Here is a 15688-nt window from a genome sequence, read left to right as displayed (position 1 = left end):
CGCGGCAATCCACCGCGGATGTCCCCCTCGCGGGGGATTACCACTCTCCGGGCCGGTTTCACCCGCGTCAACGGGACGCGTGCCGGCGCCCGGACGGAGTCTTCACAGGGCCCGACTTTCAGTCAGAGTGCCGAGCCTGAAATAGTTCCCCACGATGTTCGACATCCCTAGACTCCCTGTGATGGGGGAAACTCGGGGGACAACTCAGTGGGGCATGGAGTGCCTGAACTCGTACTGGAATTGAACGGACGCACCTGGACGCTCGACGCGTCCAGGACCTACACCCTCGGACGCGATCCGCAGGGTGACATCGTGCTCGACGACGCCAGGGTCTCCTGGCGCCATGCCACGATCGGCTGGAACGGCCGTAGTTGGGTCATCGAGGACCACGGCAGCACCAATGGCACGTTCGCGCAGGGGCAGCGGATCCACCAGCTGGAGATCGGCCCGGGCTCGGCCGTGCACCTCGGCAACGCGACCGACGGGCCGCGACTGAACCTCTCCGGGGCCGCGGCCGCCGTCGCCACCCCGCAGGCACAGCCCCAGCAGCAGCCGTACGCGGCCCAGGGCGCAGGCGCCGGCTGGGCCCAGCAGGCGCCTCAGCAGCAGGCTCCCCAGCAGGGATGGCAGCAGCCGCAGCAGGGCGGCGCCCAGATTCCGCAGCAGCAGGGCCCCGGTGGTGGCGCGGGGGCGCCGCCGGTCTACGGCGACCGCAGCCCGACCACGTTCCACCAGTTCTCGCTCGGTCATGTGATGCGCATCGGCCGTGCGCTGGAGAACGAACTGGTCGTCTCGGACCTCCAGGTCTCCCGGCATCACGCCGAGTTCCACGCCACGCCCGACGGCCGGTTCGAGATCCGCGACCTCGGCTCGCACAACGGCACGTTCGTCAACGGCATGCCGATCGGCAAGGGCGGCTCGGCGCTGCTCGGCCCGAACGACATCGTCGGTGTCGGCCACTCGACGTTCCGTCTGGTCGGCGACCGGCTCGAGGAGTTCGTCGACACCGGCGAGGTCTCCTTCTCCGCCCGCCACCTCACGGTCACGGTCGACGGCGGCAAGCAGATCCTGAAGGACGTCTCCTTCGGCGTTCCGGAGAAGTCGCTGATCGCGGTCATCGGCCCGTCCGGCTCCGGCAAGTCGACCCTGCTGAAGGCGCTCACCGGCTACCGCCCGGCCAACCAGGGCGACGTCCTCTACGACAACCGGAACCTGTACAAGCAGTTCGCCGAGCTGCGCCAGCGCATCGGCCTGGTCCCGCAGGACGACATCCTGCACAAGGAACTGACGGTCAAGAAGGCCCTCAAGTACGCGGCCAAGCTGCGCTTCCCCGCCGACACCACGGCCGCCGAGCGCGAGGCCCGCATCGACGAGGTGCTGCGCGAGCTGAAGCTCGACGTCCACAAGGACAAGAAGGTCACCTCGCTGTCCGGCGGCCAGCGCAAGCGCGTCTCGGTGGCCCTGGAGCTGCTCACCAAGCCGTCGCTGATCTTCCTGGACGAGCCGACCTCCGGACTCGACCCGGGCATGGACCGCGACGTCATGCAGCTGCTGCGCGGCCTCGCCGACGACGGCCGCACGGTCCTCGTCGTCACCCACTCCGTGGCCGAACTGGCGCTGTGCGACAAACTGCTCGTGATGGCGCCCGGCGGTTCCGTCGCCTACTTCGGCCCGCCGGAGGAGGCGCTGAACTTCTTCGGATACGAGACCTGGGCCGACGTCTTCTCCGCCTTCGAGAACTACCGCGACTACGACTGGGCGGGGCGCTGGAAGGGCTCGCAGCACTACCAGATGTACGCCGCGGACATCGACGCCGTCGCCCCGCAGTCGGTCCACATGCCGCCGCCGCAGGCGATCAGGCCGCCCAAGCCGCAGGGCTGGATGTCCCAGCTCGGCACGCTCGTCCGGCGGTACGTCTCGGTCATCGCCTCCGACAAGGGCTTCCTCGCGCTGACGGTGATCCTGCCGGCGGTGCTCGGCGCGGTGAGCCTCCTCATCGACCACAAGAGGGGCCTGCTGGTCAACCCGATCAACCCCAAGACCGGCATCCCCATACCGAACGGCACGGCCACCACGGTCCTGCTGATCCTCGCGGTCGGAGCGTGCTTCGCGGGCGCCGCCAACTCCGTCCGCGAACTGATCAAGGAACGGGTCATCTACGAGCGGGAACGCGCCACGGGCCTGTCCCGCTCCGCGTACCTGATGTCGAAGGTGATCGTCCTGGGTGTCGTCACCGTGCTGCAGGGCCTCATGGTCGGGGTGATCGGCCTCTCCAGCCGCGAGATCCCCGAGCAGGGCCTCATCCTCGGCAACGCCACACTGTTCGAGCTGTGCCTGCCGATCATGGCGCTGGGCTTCACCTCGATGATGTTCGGTCTGGTGATCTCCGCCCTGGTGAAGACCGCCGAGAAGACCATGCCGCTGCTGGTCATGTTCGCGATCATCCAGGTCGTCTTCACCGGCTGCCTCTTCACCCTGCACGGCACGGTCGGCGTGAACGAGTTCTCGTACCTGATGCCGTCCCGCTGGGCGGTGGCGGCCGCCGGTACGACGCTCGACTTCAACAACATCGCCCCGAACACGGACGACCCGACCAGCACGGACCCCCTGTGGGACCACCAGGCGTCGGCCTGGGGCATGGACATGGCCGCCCTGATCGCCCTCGGGGTGATCTGCGGCTTCCTCGTGGCCCGCTTCCTGCGTCGCCACGAGCCCGAGGTCATGCGGAAGTAGCCTCTCCCGTACGACGCCGAAGGGCGGCACCCCTGAGGAGGTGCCGCCCTTCGGCGTGTGCGGTCCCGGCTCCGTGCCCGGCTCAGTACGCGCTGTTGACGTTGTCGATCGAGCCGTACCTGTGGGCCGCGTAGTGGGCGGCGGCGGCGATGTTCGCGACCGGGTCGTAGATGTTCCTGGAGGTGCCGGCCACGTGGTACGCCTCGAAGGTCGGCGGGATCACCTGGAGCAGGCCCTTGGAGGGGATGCCGTTGGCGGCGTTCACGTCCCAGTTGTTGATCGCCCTCGGGTTGCCGGACGACTCCCGCATGATGTTGCGGTGCAGACCGCTGTACGAGCCCGGGATCCCCTTCTGCCGCATGACGGCGAGGGCGTGGCGGATCCAGCCGTCGAGGTTGTCGGCGTAGGCCCTGGGGGCGGCGGGCCGTATCCGGGCGCGCTGCGCGGACCGGCTCGCCGCCTGCCGCGCCCTGCGCTGCTGGGCCGCCCGCTGCTCGGCCTTCTGCGTGGCCGCCGACTTCGCCCTGCGCGCGGCCTGCCGGCCGGCGACGACGTCCGCGGCGGCCTTCTTGCGCGCCGCGATGGCCTCGGCCTTCAGGCCGGGGCCCGCCAGCTGATCGGTGACGCTGACCTCGAGGCCCTTGACCGGCCGGTCGCCGAGCGTCACCGGGGCCGAGGCGAGCGCGGCCCCGTTCGCGGCGGTCTGGGCCTCGCTCGGCACCGCGGTGAGCGCGAGGGTGGCGACCCCGAGGGCGGCCACACCGACGGCGGACAGCTTCTGGGTCGTGGTCAGCGCACGGCAACGAGCACGGACACCGGTGTTCTTCGGCATGACTGCGGGACCTCTTCGACTGGCGCGGAGGTCGCTCTGGTGCCGGCGGACACGGTCTTTCCAGCACGAGCGCCGCGGGCGGAAGGCCCCGACGCCGAGCGACGCCAGCCATTCTTAGCGGCGGCAAAATCACCTGGCAAAGAGGTGACCTACGATCCGCGATCGTCGCTCGCGGCAGTGCAAAACGGGGCAGACCGGCCCGGCTACCCCGCTCAAGAGGGCTTCCCTGTCTCCTATGAGCCTTCGTACGTGATCTGGCTCCTATGCGCGGCCTCACATCGAGAGGGCCGAATGCTTGCGCTTCGTTGCGGAAGCAATCCTCTGTGTGATGTCACTCCCCGGGCAGGAGGAGATGGCTGTCGCCGAACTCGTGCCAGAGGTATCGCTCGGCCAGCGCCTCCTCGTAGCCGCGCCCGACAGCCGCCCGCCCCGCGATCGCCTCCAGCATCAGCAGATGCGACGCCTCCGGCTCGTGCAGACCGGTCAGCAGCCCGTCGACCACCCGGACCCCGCGCTCGGGCGTCACCACGAGATCCGTCCAGCCCTCCCGCGCCCGTACGACACCGTCGGTGCCGGCGGCCGACTCGACGGCCCGCACGGCGGTCGTCCCCACCGCGACGACCCTTCCGCCCGCGCGCCCCGCGCCCTTCGCCCTCACCGTGTTGATCAGTCGTGCCGACACCTCCGGCACCACCAGGCGCTCCGGGTACGGCGGCTCGTGCGCCTCCGCAGACGCCACCCCGGTGTGCAGGGTGACCGGCGCGAACCGGACACCGCGGCTCACCAGCTCCGCCACCGTCCGCGTGGTGAAGGGCCGCGCCGCACTCGGCATCTCCGCGCTGCCCGCCCCGTCGGCGGACGGCAGCGCGAACACCGTCTGGTACGCGGACAGCGGCTGGTCCCGTTCCGTGTAGGCGTACCGGATGGCGCGCCCGTGCCGGCCCAGCAGTCCCGTGACCCCCGCATCCGAAGGCCGCGCCCACCACAATCGGCCGCTCCGCCCCGACAGGGGTTCCTCCAGGACGAGACGTACACCGTCCGGGAGCAGCACCTCCGTACCCGCGGGACCGCCCGCACGCGCGCGTGTCGTCCCCCGTCCGTCCGGATCCCGTAGCTCGACGGCCCACCGCCCGTCGTCCCCGCGGGTCGAGCAGTGCACCACCACGCGGGCGTGCCCGACCCACCCGTCCACCGCCGCCGCCAGCGTCGGCGACGTGTTGACCACGAGCAGATCCCCCGCCCGCAGCAGCCGCGGCAGCTCGGCGAACGTGTGGTGCGACACCTCGCCGCCGCGCGAGACCAGCAGCCGCACGGCGTCCCGGTCCAGGCCCGGCCCCCGCTGCTCGGCCGGGACCCGCGCCGACAACTCCTCAGGAACGCTGCCCGGCACTGCCCTGCGCTCGAGCGAGGAGATCTTCGCCCCCGTCGTCATCGGTTCTCCAGCAGCGACGGCGCGCGGTACCGGCCGCTCGCCGGCCGCTCGTCCAGCAGCCCCAGGAACGCGGGCACCACGCTCTCCGGCGCGGGCCGCGGCGCGTCGTCCACGGGTACCGCCGCCGCGTACAGGTCCGTGTCCATGTCCCCCGGGTCGACCGCCCACACCCGCAGCCCGGGCTCCTCCACGGCCAGCACCGCCGCCAGCTGGTCGAGCGCCGCCTTGGAGGCGCCGTAACCGCCCCAGGTCTCGTACGCCTCCGCCGCCGCGTCCGAGCTGACCGCGAGGACGGCGCCCGCACCCGAGGCCCGCAGCAGCGGCAGCGCCTCCTGGACGAGGCCCAGCGCGGCCACCACGTTCACCTCCAGCGCCCGCCGCAGTCCCCCCAGACCCTGCTCCGCCAGACGCACCAGCGGCTGCGCGCCCAAGGCGCTCGCGTTGTGCACCAGCAGGTCGAGCCCGCCCAGCCCCCGGGCCGCCGCGACCAGGGCCGCCCGGTGCCCGGCGTCCGTGACGTCGCCCGGCAGGGCCGCCACGCGGGTGCCGTACGCGGACAGGGCCCCCGCCGTCTCCTCGAGCACCCGCGCGGTCCTGCCGTCCAGCACCAGGTCCCAGCCGCGCTCCGCCAGGGCCGTACCGAGCGCACGCCCGAGCCCCTTCGAAGCCCCTGTGATGATCGCAACCGGCATGACAACCGTCCTCGTCCTCGTCCGTCGTCCGCCGGTGATCGGCGGTGAGCTCAACGTAGGAACGGCGGCTTCCCGGCCGCCTCGGACGCGGGCCGCAAGAAGCCGGGGCCCTTCGCCCTAGGCCCAGCGGCCGAGGCGGGGCCGCCACGGGCCCGATACGCCCGCCCCGCTGCGCCGGTACCGTGAGGTCATGAGCCATCGACCCCGGTCGGGCCTGTACGCGGTCAGTTCCGCGCTGCTGGCCATGAGCAGGCACCTCGAGGTCCGTGACGTCCTCAAGACGATCGTCGCCTCGGCCCGCGAGCTCCTCGACGCGGAGTACGCGGCGCTGGGCGTCCCGGACGACCACGGGGGTTTCGCGCAGTTCGTCGTGGACGGTGTCAGCGAGGAGCAGTGGAAGGCCATCGGCCCGCTCCCGCGCCAGCACGGCATCCTGGCCGCGATGCTGCACGGGGCGCGGGCGGAGCGGCTCGCCGACGTCCGCAAGGACCCCCGCTTCGAGGGCTGGCCGAGCGCCCATCCCGAGATGTCCGACTTCCTGGGCCTTCCCGTGCGCGACGGCGACGAGATCATCGCCGCGCTGTTCCTCGCCAACAAACGGTGCCCGAAGGCGGACGGCAGCTGCGGATTCACCGAGGACGACGAGGAACTGCTCTCGATCCTCGCCCAGCACGCCGCGATCGCCCTCACCAACGCCCGCCTCTACGAGCGCAGCCGTGAGCTGACCATCGCCGAGGAACGCTCACGGCTGGCCCACGAACTGCACGACGCGGTCAGCCAGAAGCTCTTCTCCCTGCGCCTCACGGCCCAGGCGGCCGCCGCGCTGGTCGACCGCGACCCGGGCCGCGCCAAGGGAGAGCTGCAGCAGGTGGCGGCGCTCGCCGCGGAGGCCGCCGACGAACTGCGCGCAGCCGTCGTCGAGCTGCGGCCCGCGGCCCTCGACGAGGACGGTCTGCTCGCCACCCTGCGCACCCAGGTCCAGGTGCTCGACCGCGCCCACAGCGCGCGCGTGACCCTCACCGGCCGAGGGGTCCGCGCCCTGCCCGCCGCCCAGGAGGAGGCACTGCTGCGCGTCGCGCAGGAGGCCCTGCACAACGCCCTGCGGCACGCCGGCGCCGAGCGGGTCGACGTGGAGCTGGAGAAGCACGGCCCCGGTGCCGTGCTGCGGGTCACCGACGACGGCAGCGGGTTCGACCCCAAGGCGGTCCGCCGCGCGGGACGCCACCTCGGCCTGGTCTCGATGCACGACCGGGCGAGCGGGGTCGGCGGCACGCTGACCGTCGAATCGGCGCCCGGGAAGGGCACCGTGATCGAGATGGAGGTCCCTGGTGGCTGACGCAATCAAGGTGCTGCTCGTCGACGACCACCAGGTCGTGCGCCGCGGTCTGCGGACGTTCCTCGAAGTGCAGGACGACATCGAGGTGGTCGGTGAGGCGTCCGACGGCGCCGAAGGGGTCGCCCGTGCCCAGGAGCTGAAACCCGATGTCGTCCTCATGGACGTCAGGATGCCGGGCACGGACGGCATCGACGCGCTGCGCAAGCTCCGCGAACTCCACAACCCCGCGCGCGTGCTGGTGGTCACCAGCTTCACCGAGCAGCGCACGGTGGTACCCGCCCTGCGCGCGGGTGCCGCCGGTTACGTCTACAAGGACGTGGACCCCGACGCGCTCGCCGGTGCCATCCGTTCCGTGCACGCGGGGCACATCCTCCTCCAGCCGGAGGTGGCGGGCGCGCTGTTGTCCCAGGAAGAGGCCAACTCCACCCAGGGGAGGGCGGGTTCGCTCACCGAGCGGGAGCGGGAGGTGCTGGGCCTGATCGCGGACGGCCGCTCGAACCGCGAGATCGCCCGGGCGCTGGTGCTGTCGGAGAAGACGGTCAAGACGCATGTCTCGAACATCCTGATGAAGCTCGACCTGGCGGACCGCACCCAGGCGGCGCTCTGGGCCGTACGCCATGGAGTGAGCGACTGACCGGCGCGGATCCGCACCGTACTGCGGAAGGTTCCGCTCCGGACTGAGATTCATACCGTCGTGTGTATGTCCCCCGAACGGCGCATCCTCGGGGGAGCCGGGCCGTTCTTCAAGGCGTGCTGCGGCGCCTGCCGCAGTGATCGCAAGGAGAGGGCTCGAAGTGAAGAACCTGAAGAAGGCCGTAGCCGTCACGATGGTGGCCGGCGGTCTCGTCGCCGCCAGTGCCGGTCTCGCCTCCGCCACCGAGGGGGCGCACGCGGGCGGCAAGGCCGTCGGCTCCCCCGGCGTCGTCTCGGGCAACGTCATCCAGGCCCCGGTCCACATCCCCGTGAACGCGGTCGGCAACACCGTCAACGTGATCGGCGTCCTCAACCCGGCCTTCGGCAACCTGGGCCTCAACCACTGACGCCGTCGAGGGGTCACCCCCGACCCCTCCCGGCCTCCCGGCCCGCCCGGGAGGCCGGGAGGGCGCCACCGGGAGCGATGCGGTTCGCCCGCCGATCGAGGACCAGGCCCGTCAGCCCGAAGCGGGGGCCCGAGGCGGCAACCCTCGGCACGGTGGCCCGGGGCGGCAGCCGACGCACACCCCCGGGATCAGCGCATCTCCCGCTGCTCCACAACGGAGTTGTACGCCGCGACCTGCGCCCGCCGAGCCGTCCGCTCCACCGGACGCAGCGCCTCGGTCCGCGCCGCCATCTCGGAGGCGCTCACCGCGCCCCCGTGCCCGTTCTCGTACGCCACCGAGATCAGCACGCCCACCCGCTGGGCGAGCTCCAGCACCCGCACCGCCCGCGGCGGGTACCCCGGCGCCAGGACCTCCCGTCCCCGCGCGGCCCGCGCACGGTACGCGTCGAGCGCCGCCTCCGCCACCGGGCCCGACCCCGCCACGTCCAGCCGCGACAGCACCTCCGTCGCCTCGCGCAGCGCCTCCGCCAGCTCCCGCTCGGCCTCCCCGAGCGACGGCACATCGGCGGGCGCCGCCTCCCGCACCGGCAGGCAGCGCCAGACGACCTCGACGTGCACATCACCCTCCGGGCCCGCCGCGCGCACCTCCGGCACCAGGCCGAACGCGGCCCCGAAGCACACCACGGCCTCCTCGGCGTCCATCGCGCGCGCGTTGAACTCCGGCGGTCCGCTCAACCCCAGCGGATGCCCCGGCGCGGGCAGCGCGACCCGCAACCCGGTCGCCCCCAGCGTCCGCAGCCGCCCCAGCGCGAGGGTGAGGCCCACCGGGGCCGACTCGCCCGGCAGCCCCTTGACCCGGTGCACCGCATCCTCCCCGACGATGGCGGCCGCGGCGTCGTCCGGTGAAACAAGTCCGACCAAAAGGGCATTTCCCCATGCGGCCAGCTGTCCTGAGCGTGGTTCCGAAAGCATGCCACCACCCTAAGGACCGGACCGATGGAATGGACCGCGCGACCGGTGGCGTAGATTTCATGAGGGGCTGCGCCCACCGGCGTGGCGGACCGCGCCCACGGGCGTACGAGAGAGCCGACACTGGCCACACTGCAAGGGGAGACAACACGCTCATGAGCGATGTTCTGGAGCTGGAGGACGTATCCGTGGTCCGCGAGGGCCGCGCTCTGGTGGACCAGGTCTCCTGGTCGGTGAAGGAAGGCGAGCGCTGGGTCATCCTCGGTCCCAACGGCGCCGGCAAGACGACCCTCCTGAACGTCGCCTCCAGCTACCTCTACCCCAGCAAGGGCACCGCCACCATCCTCGGTGAGACCCTCGGCAGGCCCGGCACCGACGTCTTCGAGCTGCGCCCCCGCATCGGCATCGCCGGCATCGCCATGGCCGAGAAGCTCCCCAAGCGCCAGACCGTCCTGCAGACCGTGCTGACCGCCGCGTACGGCATGACCGCCGGCTGGCAGGAGGAGTACGAGGAGGTGGACGAGCAGCGCGCCCGCGCCTTCCTCGACCGTCTCGGCATGAGCGACTACCTGGACCGCCGGTTCGGCACCCTGTCCGAGGGCGAGCGCAAGCGCACCCTGATCGCCCGCGCCCTGATGACCGACCCCGAGCTGCTCCTCCTCGACGAGCCCGCCGCCGGCCTCGACCTCGGCGGCCGCGAGGACCTCGTCCGCCGCCTCGGCCGCCTCGCCCGCGACCCGATCGCGCCCTCCATGATCATGGTCACGCACCATGTCGAGGAGATCGCCCCCGGCTTCACCCATGTCCTCATGCTCCGCCAGGGGCAGGTGCTCGCCGCGGGCCCGCTGGAGCTGGAGCTGACCTCACGCAACCTCTCCCACTGCTTCGGCCTCCCGCTCGTCGTCGAACAGGTCGGCGACCGCTGGACCGCGCGCGGGCTGCCCCTGTCCTGACGCCCGGGCCGATCTGTCAACAAACCTGCCAAGAAGGGCCGTTCGGCCCCATCGGCGCCCTGTCCGCGACCGGACCCGCGGTCCTACCATGACCATGTGGACATCGACGCGTGGGTATGGTGGCTGGTCGGCGCTGCGGGGCTCGGCATCGGGCTCGTGATCACCGCGATGCCGGAACTGGGCATGCTCGCGGTGGGCGCCGTCGCGGCCGCCGCGGTCGATGCCCTCGGCGGCGACGCCGTCTTCCAGGTCGTGGTCTTCGCGGTCATCTCGGTCGCGCTCATCGCCGTGGTCCGGCCCATCGCCGCCCGGCACCGCTCCCAGCGGCCCCAACTCGCCACGGGCATCGATGCGCTGAAAGGCAGGCAGGCCGTCGTCCTCGAGCGCGTCGACGGCTCGAGCGGCCGGATCAAACTCGCCGGGGAAGTGTGGTCGGCGCGTTCTCTCGACACCGATCGCACCTATGAAGTGGGCGAGGAGGTCGACGTCGTGGACATCGAGGGAGCCACGGCGATCGTCATGTGACCTCGCAGGACGCAACTGAAGCGAACAGCCCACGAGGCAGACGACGGTCTGTCACACTCGACCAGCAAGATCTTCAACAACCATAAGATCTTCCACAGGCGCCGAGGCGGAGAAGGGTACGGGGAAAACACGATGGAACCGATCATCATCGTCCTGATCATTCTGGTGGTGTTGGTCTTCATCGCCCTGATCAAGACGATCCAGGTTATTCCACAGGCGAGCGCGGCCATCGTCGAACGGTTCGGCCGCTACACACGCACCCTGAACGCGGGCCTCAACATCGTGGTCCCCTTCATAGACTCCATCCGCAACCGCATCGACCTGCGCGAACAGGTCGTGCCGTTCCCGCCGCAGCCGGTGATCACCCAGGACAACCTGGTCGTCAACATCGACACCGTCATCTACTACCAGGTGACCGACGCCCGGGCCGCCACCTACGAGGTCGCCAGCTACATCCAGGCCATCGAACAGCTCACCGTCACCACGCTCCGCAACATCATCGGCGGCATGGACCTGGAGCGCACCCTGACCTCCCGCGAGGAGATCAACGCGGCCCTGCGCGGCGTCCTCGACGAGGCCACCGGAAAGTGGGGCATCCGCGTCAACCGCGTCGAACTCAAGGCGATCGAGCCGCCCACCTCCATCCAGGACTCGATGGAGAAGCAGATGCGCGCCGACCGTGACAAGCGCGCCGCGATCCTCACCGCCGAAGGTACGCGCCAGGCGGCCATCCTCACGGCCGAGGGCGAGAAGCAGTCCCAGATCCTGCGCGCCGAAGGTGAGGCGAAGGCAGCCGCCCTGCGCGCGGAGGGCGAGGCCCAGGCGATCCGCACGGTCTTCGAGTCCATCCACGCAGGCGACCCCGACCAGAAGCTGCTCTCGTACCAGTACCTCCAGATGCTCCCGAAGATCGCCGAGGGCGACGCCAACAAGCTCTGGATCGTCCCCAGCGAGATCGGCGACGCCCTCAAGGGCCTCTCCGGCGCCTTCGGCAACTTCGGCCCGATGACGGGGGGCCCGGCCGGCGGGCCCAGCGGGGCATCGGGCAACGGCGGGACGGGCGCGGGGAGCGACCGCCGTGAGAAGCCGGCGATCGACTGACACCACAGCGCGCACCACGACCGGGGCTCGCCTCCCGACGGAGGCGGGCCCCGGCTTCTTCACGCCCCTGGGCGGGCCGGCGCGTCCGGCGGCATCGGACCCGCAGCTGATGCACCGGCCCTGCCACGGAACTCAGGCGGCCGACCGCGCCAGCCACTGAGGCAGCGCCTCGAAGTCGTCCTGCCCGAGCGCCAGCAGCATCGCATCCGCGGGCGTCGGCTCGAACGGCTGCCGCAGCAGCGGCATCTCCGCCTGCTCCGGCGTGCGGTTCGCCTTGCGGTGGTTGTCCTCCGCGCACGAGGCCACCGTGTTCAGCCAGCTGTCGGCACCACCCTGCGACCGGGGCACCACATGGTCCACGGTCGTCGCCCGCCGCCCGCAGTACGCGCACCTGTGCCGGTCCCGTACCAGGACACCCCGCCGCGACCACGGGGCTTGTCTTCGGAACGGCACCCGTACATATCTGCAGAGCCTGATCACCCGGGGCGCCGGTATGTCCACATCCGCGCCGCGCATACGGAGTTCGGGGTGGGCCTGCTCGACGACGGCCTTGTCCTGCAGCACCAGAACGACGGCTCGATTCAGAGTCACCGTCGACAGCGGTTCGAAGCTCGCGTTCAGAACAAGCGTGTCACGCATCCAGCCCACCTCCCGTGTGCACCTGCCCACCCCCCGGCGGGCTGGGATCAACTCTGTACGGGCACGCCGAGATGGACAACGCAATAAAAAAATGCCCGCCTCTGATCAATTCCAAGACCAGAGGCGGGCAAACGTTCAGTGAACGCCCGTCTGTACTACGCGCGCGTCAGTCCGCGGCCGGGTTCTCGTACTCCCCGATGAGCTGGGCGCGCGCCAGCGTGTGGAACCGCAGATTGAAGCCGACCACGGCGGGGGAGACGTCCGAGTCCGGTCCGAGCTTCTCCTGGTCGACGGCGTACACCGTGAACACATAACGGTGCGGCCCGTCCCCGGGCGGCGGCGCGGCACCGCCGAAGTCCTTCGTCCCGTAGTCGTTGCGGGCGTGGACCGCGCCCGCCGGCAGCCCTTCGAACCTTCCGCCGCCCGCACCCGCCGGCAGCTCGGTGACGGAGGCCGGGATGTCGAAGAGCACCCAGTGCCAGAACCCGCTCCCCGTCGGTGCGTCCGGGTCGTAGCAGGTCACGGCGAAGCTCTTGGTCTCCGGCGGGTGGCCCTCCCAGCGCAGCTGCGGCGAGGTGTTCCCAGCCGCATGGACCTGAGCGTCCTTGAGCGTGGCCCCCGGCTCGACGTCCTCACTCGTCACCGTGAACGCCGGCACGGGCGGGTGGAAGTCGTGTGGCAGCGGCCGCCTCGTGAGCTCGGTCACCTCGGCACCTCCAAGTCAGTGGATCAACCGATTCCAGTTGTCGCAGAGCCTAGAACCAGCTGCGCTTGCTGCCGACCTCCGACAGCCACTGGTGGAGGTACGCGGCCCAGTCCGTGCCCTGGAAGTCGTGCAGCCCGACCTGGAAGGAGCGGTAGGAGTCGCTTCCCTCGCTGAACAGACCCGGCTTCTTGTCCATCTCCAGGATCACGTCCATGGCGTGCTCGTCCGCGACGAAGCTCAGCTCGACCTGGTTCAGCCCGCGGTACTGCGACGGCGGGAAGAACTCGATCTCCTGGTAGAAGGGCAGCCTCTGCCGCGTCCCGCGGATGTGGCCGCGCTCCATGTCCGCGCTCTTGAAGCGGAAGCCCAGCTGGATGAACGCGTCCAGGATCGCCTTCTGCGCCGGCAGCGGGTGCACGTTGATCGGGTCCAGGTCGCCGGAGTCGATGGCCCGCGCGATCTCCAGCTCCGTCGTCACCCCGATGTGCATTCCACGAAGCGCCTGCCCGTCGATCATGGTGATCGGCGTCTCCCACGGGACCTCGAGCCCGAACGGCACGGTGTGCACCGCCCCCGCCTGGAGCTCGAAGGCGCCACCGAGCCGTACCTTGGTGAACTCGATGTCCTGCTTGTACTCCGTGTCGTCGTGCCCCTCGACCTCGACCTTGGCCTGGAGGCCGACGTTCAGGCCCTCGATCGCCTGGTTCACGGACCCGCCCTGGATCCGCACCTCACCCTGGACGACGCCGCCCGGCACCACGTTGGACTCCGTCAGCACCGTCTCGACCGAAGCCCCGCCGGCTCCCAGGCTCGCGAGCAGCCGCTTGAACCCCATGAATCTTCCCTCCCAGGCAACGCCTGTTCCGTCGTCCACCCCACGCGCGCGTTCTCCCGCGTGGACTCGTGGATGGATCCTTGATCCCTTGATACGCGATCCGGCACGGAGCCGGTTCCGCGCCCTCACCCTTCCAAGGGGGAGGAGCCGTGACCACCCTTTGGCAGGCACCCGTCTGGACTACGCTCGTACGACATGATCGTGACCCACGACCGTACGCCCCTCCCCAGGGACTTCTTCGACCGGGTTGAGCATGAACGTTGAGGATCTCGCCCACCCCGCTGAAGAGGTCGCCCCCGAGCTGCTCGGTGCCGTCCTCACCCACGAGACACCCGAGGGAACCGTGAGTGTCACCATCACGGAGACCGAGGCGTACTCCGGCACGGCCGACCCCGCCTCCCACGCCTACCGAGGCAAGACACCCCGCAACGCCGTCATGTTCGGACCCGCAGGACACCTGTACGTCTACCGGTCTCACGGTCTCCACTGGTGCGCCAACATCGTCACCGGGACGGAGGGCGTCGCTTCAGCCGTCCTCATCCGGGCAGGCAGGGTCATCGAAGGGGAAGACCTGGCACGCAAGTGGAGAGGGGACAAGGTCGAGAGTCCACGGCTCGCGCGGGGGCCGGGGAACTTGTGCCAAGCGCTCGGTGTCACGGCAGAGCACAACGGCACGGACCTGCTGACAGGCGCCGCGGTCACCCTGTCCGAGGGCGAGCCGGTACCCGCCGCACTCATCCGGGTCGGTCCCCGGGTAGGTGTGAGCAGAGCCCACGACTGGCAGCACCGCTTCTACCTCGCCGGTGATCCGACCGTCTCGGCGTACCGACTGAGCCCGAGAGCCATGCCGTCCGCGGGCGCCTGAGCACCTGTGCGCCTCGTCAACGGAGAGCCCCTAGGGTGTAGGGCTGGGCGGAGCTGTAGCGCAGAGGTCGTCGCGCGCGGTCTCCAAAATCGCGAGGACGCCGGTTCGAATCCGGCCGGTTCCGCCCTCCCGTCCTCGCCCGTGAACGTCGACTCTCGGCCCACAACGACAAGGAACTGGCCAAAGGTCCCGCACGCCTGGCGACGGCCGTGGGCGTCGACCGCGCCCTCGACGGCACGTACGCCGCTGCCGCAGGCGAGACCCCCTGCGCATCGTGAGCGGGGCATCGGCCCCCTCCCACCAGGTACGCAGCGGTCCGCACACCGGTGTCTCGGGCGACGGGGCACCCACGCACGGCGCTTCCGGGGCGCCGACGACCCCACGGTGAGCCCTTGCCGGGCCCCCATGCCCGAGGCCGGCGAAGTTGACGCGTTCCCCAAGGGTGCGTAATGTAGCCCGAGCCGCTTGAACCGGGTACGGCGTCCAGCCGGCAGCCGGAAGCGGCCAACCCACTACCAACGACATCCCTCGCAGAGGGCGAAATCGGTATGCCTGCATGTCCGAATTCGAACTCGGTGAACTCGATTATGAGTTGCGACGGGAATCGGTTACCGTAGTGAATGTCGAAAGCCCGTACGGCGAAAAGCCGAGGGGCCTGGACAGAACCCGCCGACCGGGAATCAGCTCCGAAAGGATCTGATAGAGTCGGAAACACCGAAGGGAAGCGCCCGGAGGAAAGCCGCGAGAGTGTTCTTGTGGTGAGTACGAAGGAAGCGTCCGTTCCTTGAGAACTCAACAGCGTGCCAAAAGTCAACGCCAGATATGTTGATACCCCGTCCGTCGGATTGTTCCGATGGTCGAGGTTCCTTTGAAAAACACAGCGAGGACGCTGTGTGCGAGGGGATCATTCCTCCTCTCGCACCGCTCTCGTGGTGTTCATCCCGATCACGGGAAAACATTCACGGAGAGTTTGATCCTGGCTCAGGACGAACGCTGGCGGCGTGCTTAACACATGCAAGTCGAACGATGAA

General features: G+C 70.3%; 15 protein-coding genes, 1 tRNA gene, 1 rRNA gene and 1 pseudogene. 11 read left to right on the top strand and 7 right to left on the bottom strand.

Translation table 11 applies throughout. The features are described from left to right. The first annotated feature begins 219 nt into the window (after positions 1-219). A complete protein-coding gene (locus ACFYMU_RS11550; protein WP_388371460.1) occupies positions 220-2733 on the top strand; it encodes an FHA domain-containing protein in 2514 nt (837 codons plus the stop codon). Between the two features lie 82 nt (positions 2734-2815). On the opposite strand, the gene ACFYMU_RS11545 is transcribed toward ACFYMU_RS11550, so the two are convergent. The 3 genes from ACFYMU_RS11545 to ACFYMU_RS11535 all read right to left on the bottom strand — a co-directional run bounded on the left by ACFYMU_RS11545 (position 2816) and on the right by ACFYMU_RS11535 (position 5689). After that, positions 2816-3565 (bottom strand): transglycosylase SLT domain-containing protein, encoded by a 750-nt coding sequence (locus tag ACFYMU_RS11545; protein WP_388371457.1) that lies wholly within the window; start codon positions 3563-3565, stop codon positions 2816-2818. 331 nt (positions 3566-3896) lie between these two features. Beyond that, positions 3897-4997 (bottom strand): S-adenosylmethionine:tRNA ribosyltransferase-isomerase, encoded by a 1101-nt coding sequence (locus ACFYMU_RS11540; RefSeq protein ID WP_388371455.1) that lies wholly within the window; start codon positions 4995-4997, stop codon positions 3897-3899. Continuing rightward, positions 4994-5689, bottom strand: coding sequence for an SDR family NAD(P)-dependent oxidoreductase (locus tag ACFYMU_RS11535; RefSeq protein WP_388371452.1), 696 nt, complete (start codon positions 5687-5689; stop codon positions 4994-4996). The genes ACFYMU_RS11540 and ACFYMU_RS11535 overlap by 4 nt, the downstream gene beginning before the upstream one ends. A 190-nt stretch (positions 5690-5879) precedes the next feature. Here ACFYMU_RS11535 and ACFYMU_RS11530 point away from each other — a divergent pair, with 190 nt between their 5' ends. The 3 genes from ACFYMU_RS11530 (at position 5880) to ACFYMU_RS11520 (ending at position 8065) form a co-directional block, all read left to right on the top strand. Next, entirely contained in the window at positions 5880-7025 is a 1146-nt protein-coding gene (locus ACFYMU_RS11530; RefSeq protein WP_388371450.1) for a GAF domain-containing sensor histidine kinase, read from the top strand. Beyond that, positions 7018-7659 carry a response regulator gene (locus ACFYMU_RS11525; protein ID WP_388371447.1) on the top strand — a complete coding sequence of 214 codons (642 nt, stop codon included), beginning with the start codon at positions 7018-7020 and terminating at the stop codon, positions 7657-7659. Before ACFYMU_RS11530 ends, ACFYMU_RS11525 begins: the two co-directional genes overlap by 8 nt. Before the next feature lie 160 nt (positions 7660-7819). After that, positions 7820-8065 carry a chaplin gene (locus ACFYMU_RS11520; RefSeq protein WP_388371444.1) on the top strand — a complete coding sequence of 82 codons (246 nt, stop codon included), beginning with the start codon at positions 7820-7822 and terminating at the stop codon, positions 8063-8065. Positions 8066-8253: 188 nt separating this feature from the next. On the opposite strand, the gene ACFYMU_RS11515 is transcribed toward ACFYMU_RS11520, so the two are convergent. Beyond that, positions 8254-9036: a hypothetical protein gene (locus tag ACFYMU_RS11515; RefSeq protein WP_388371441.1), complete on the bottom strand. Its 783-nt coding sequence runs from the start codon at positions 9034-9036 to the stop codon at positions 8254-8256. 152 nt (positions 9037-9188) lie between these two features. Here ACFYMU_RS11515 and ACFYMU_RS11510 point away from each other — a divergent pair, with 152 nt between their 5' ends. The 3 genes from ACFYMU_RS11510 (at position 9189) to ACFYMU_RS11500 (ending at position 11612) form a co-directional block, all read left to right on the top strand. After that, on the top strand, positions 9189-9986 hold the full coding sequence (locus tag ACFYMU_RS11510; RefSeq protein WP_388371438.1) for an ABC transporter ATP-binding protein: 798 nt from the start codon (positions 9189-9191) through the stop codon (positions 9984-9986). A gap of 96 nt (positions 9987-10082) precedes the next feature. Further along, on the top strand, positions 10083-10511 hold the full coding sequence (locus ACFYMU_RS11505; RefSeq protein ID WP_388371436.1) for an NfeD family protein: 429 nt from the start codon (positions 10083-10085) through the stop codon (positions 10509-10511). A 132-nt stretch (positions 10512-10643) separates the two neighbouring features. Next, positions 10644-11612, top strand: a complete 969-nt coding sequence (locus ACFYMU_RS11500) for an SPFH domain-containing protein (RefSeq protein WP_388371433.1) — start codon at positions 10644-10646, stop codon at positions 11610-11612. 132 nt (positions 11613-11744) lie between these two features. Here the strand turns inward: ACFYMU_RS11500 and ACFYMU_RS11495 are convergent, their stop codons facing one another. The 3 genes from ACFYMU_RS11495 to ACFYMU_RS11485 form a co-directional block, all read right to left on the bottom strand. Then, a complete protein-coding gene (locus tag ACFYMU_RS11495; protein WP_388371430.1) occupies positions 11745-12251 on the bottom strand; it encodes an HNH endonuclease in 507 nt (168 codons plus the stop codon). A gap of 166 nt (positions 12252-12417) precedes the next feature. After that, positions 12418-12957 carry a YbhB/YbcL family Raf kinase inhibitor-like protein gene (locus tag ACFYMU_RS11490; protein ID WP_388371428.1) on the bottom strand — a complete coding sequence of 180 codons (540 nt, stop codon included), beginning with the start codon at positions 12955-12957 and terminating at the stop codon, positions 12418-12420. A gap of 49 nt (positions 12958-13006) precedes the next feature. Next, positions 13007-13792, bottom strand: coding sequence for a sporulation protein (locus ACFYMU_RS11485; RefSeq protein ID WP_388371425.1), 786 nt, complete (start codon positions 13790-13792; stop codon positions 13007-13009). A gap of 253 nt (positions 13793-14045) precedes the next feature. On the opposite strand from ACFYMU_RS11485, the gene ACFYMU_RS11480 reads away from it, so the two are divergent. The 4 genes and pseudogenes from ACFYMU_RS11480 to ACFYMU_RS11465 form a co-directional block, all read left to right on the top strand. After that, complete coding sequence (locus ACFYMU_RS11480) at positions 14046-14657, top strand: DNA-3-methyladenine glycosylase (RefSeq protein ID WP_388371422.1); 612 nt, start codon at positions 14046-14048, stop codon at positions 14655-14657. A 49-nt stretch (positions 14658-14706) separates the two neighbouring features. Continuing rightward, positions 14707-14781: transfer RNA gene (locus ACFYMU_RS11475), tRNA-Trp, on the top strand. Between the two features lie 10 nt (positions 14782-14791). Further along, positions 14792-15107 (top strand): annotated as a pseudogene (locus ACFYMU_RS11470) (DNA-3-methyladenine glycosylase); the annotation flags it as partial. 508 nt (positions 15108-15615) lie between these two features. Then, positions 15616-15688: ribosomal RNA gene (locus ACFYMU_RS11465) — 16S ribosomal RNA — on the top strand; the annotation flags it as partial.

This window comes from Streptomyces sp. NPDC007264 (genome assembly GCF_042869095.1).
Classification (GTDB): domain Bacteria; phylum Actinomycetota; class Actinomycetes; order Streptomycetales; family Streptomycetaceae; genus Streptomyces.
This window is presented reverse-complemented; position numbering and strand designations above follow the sequence as displayed.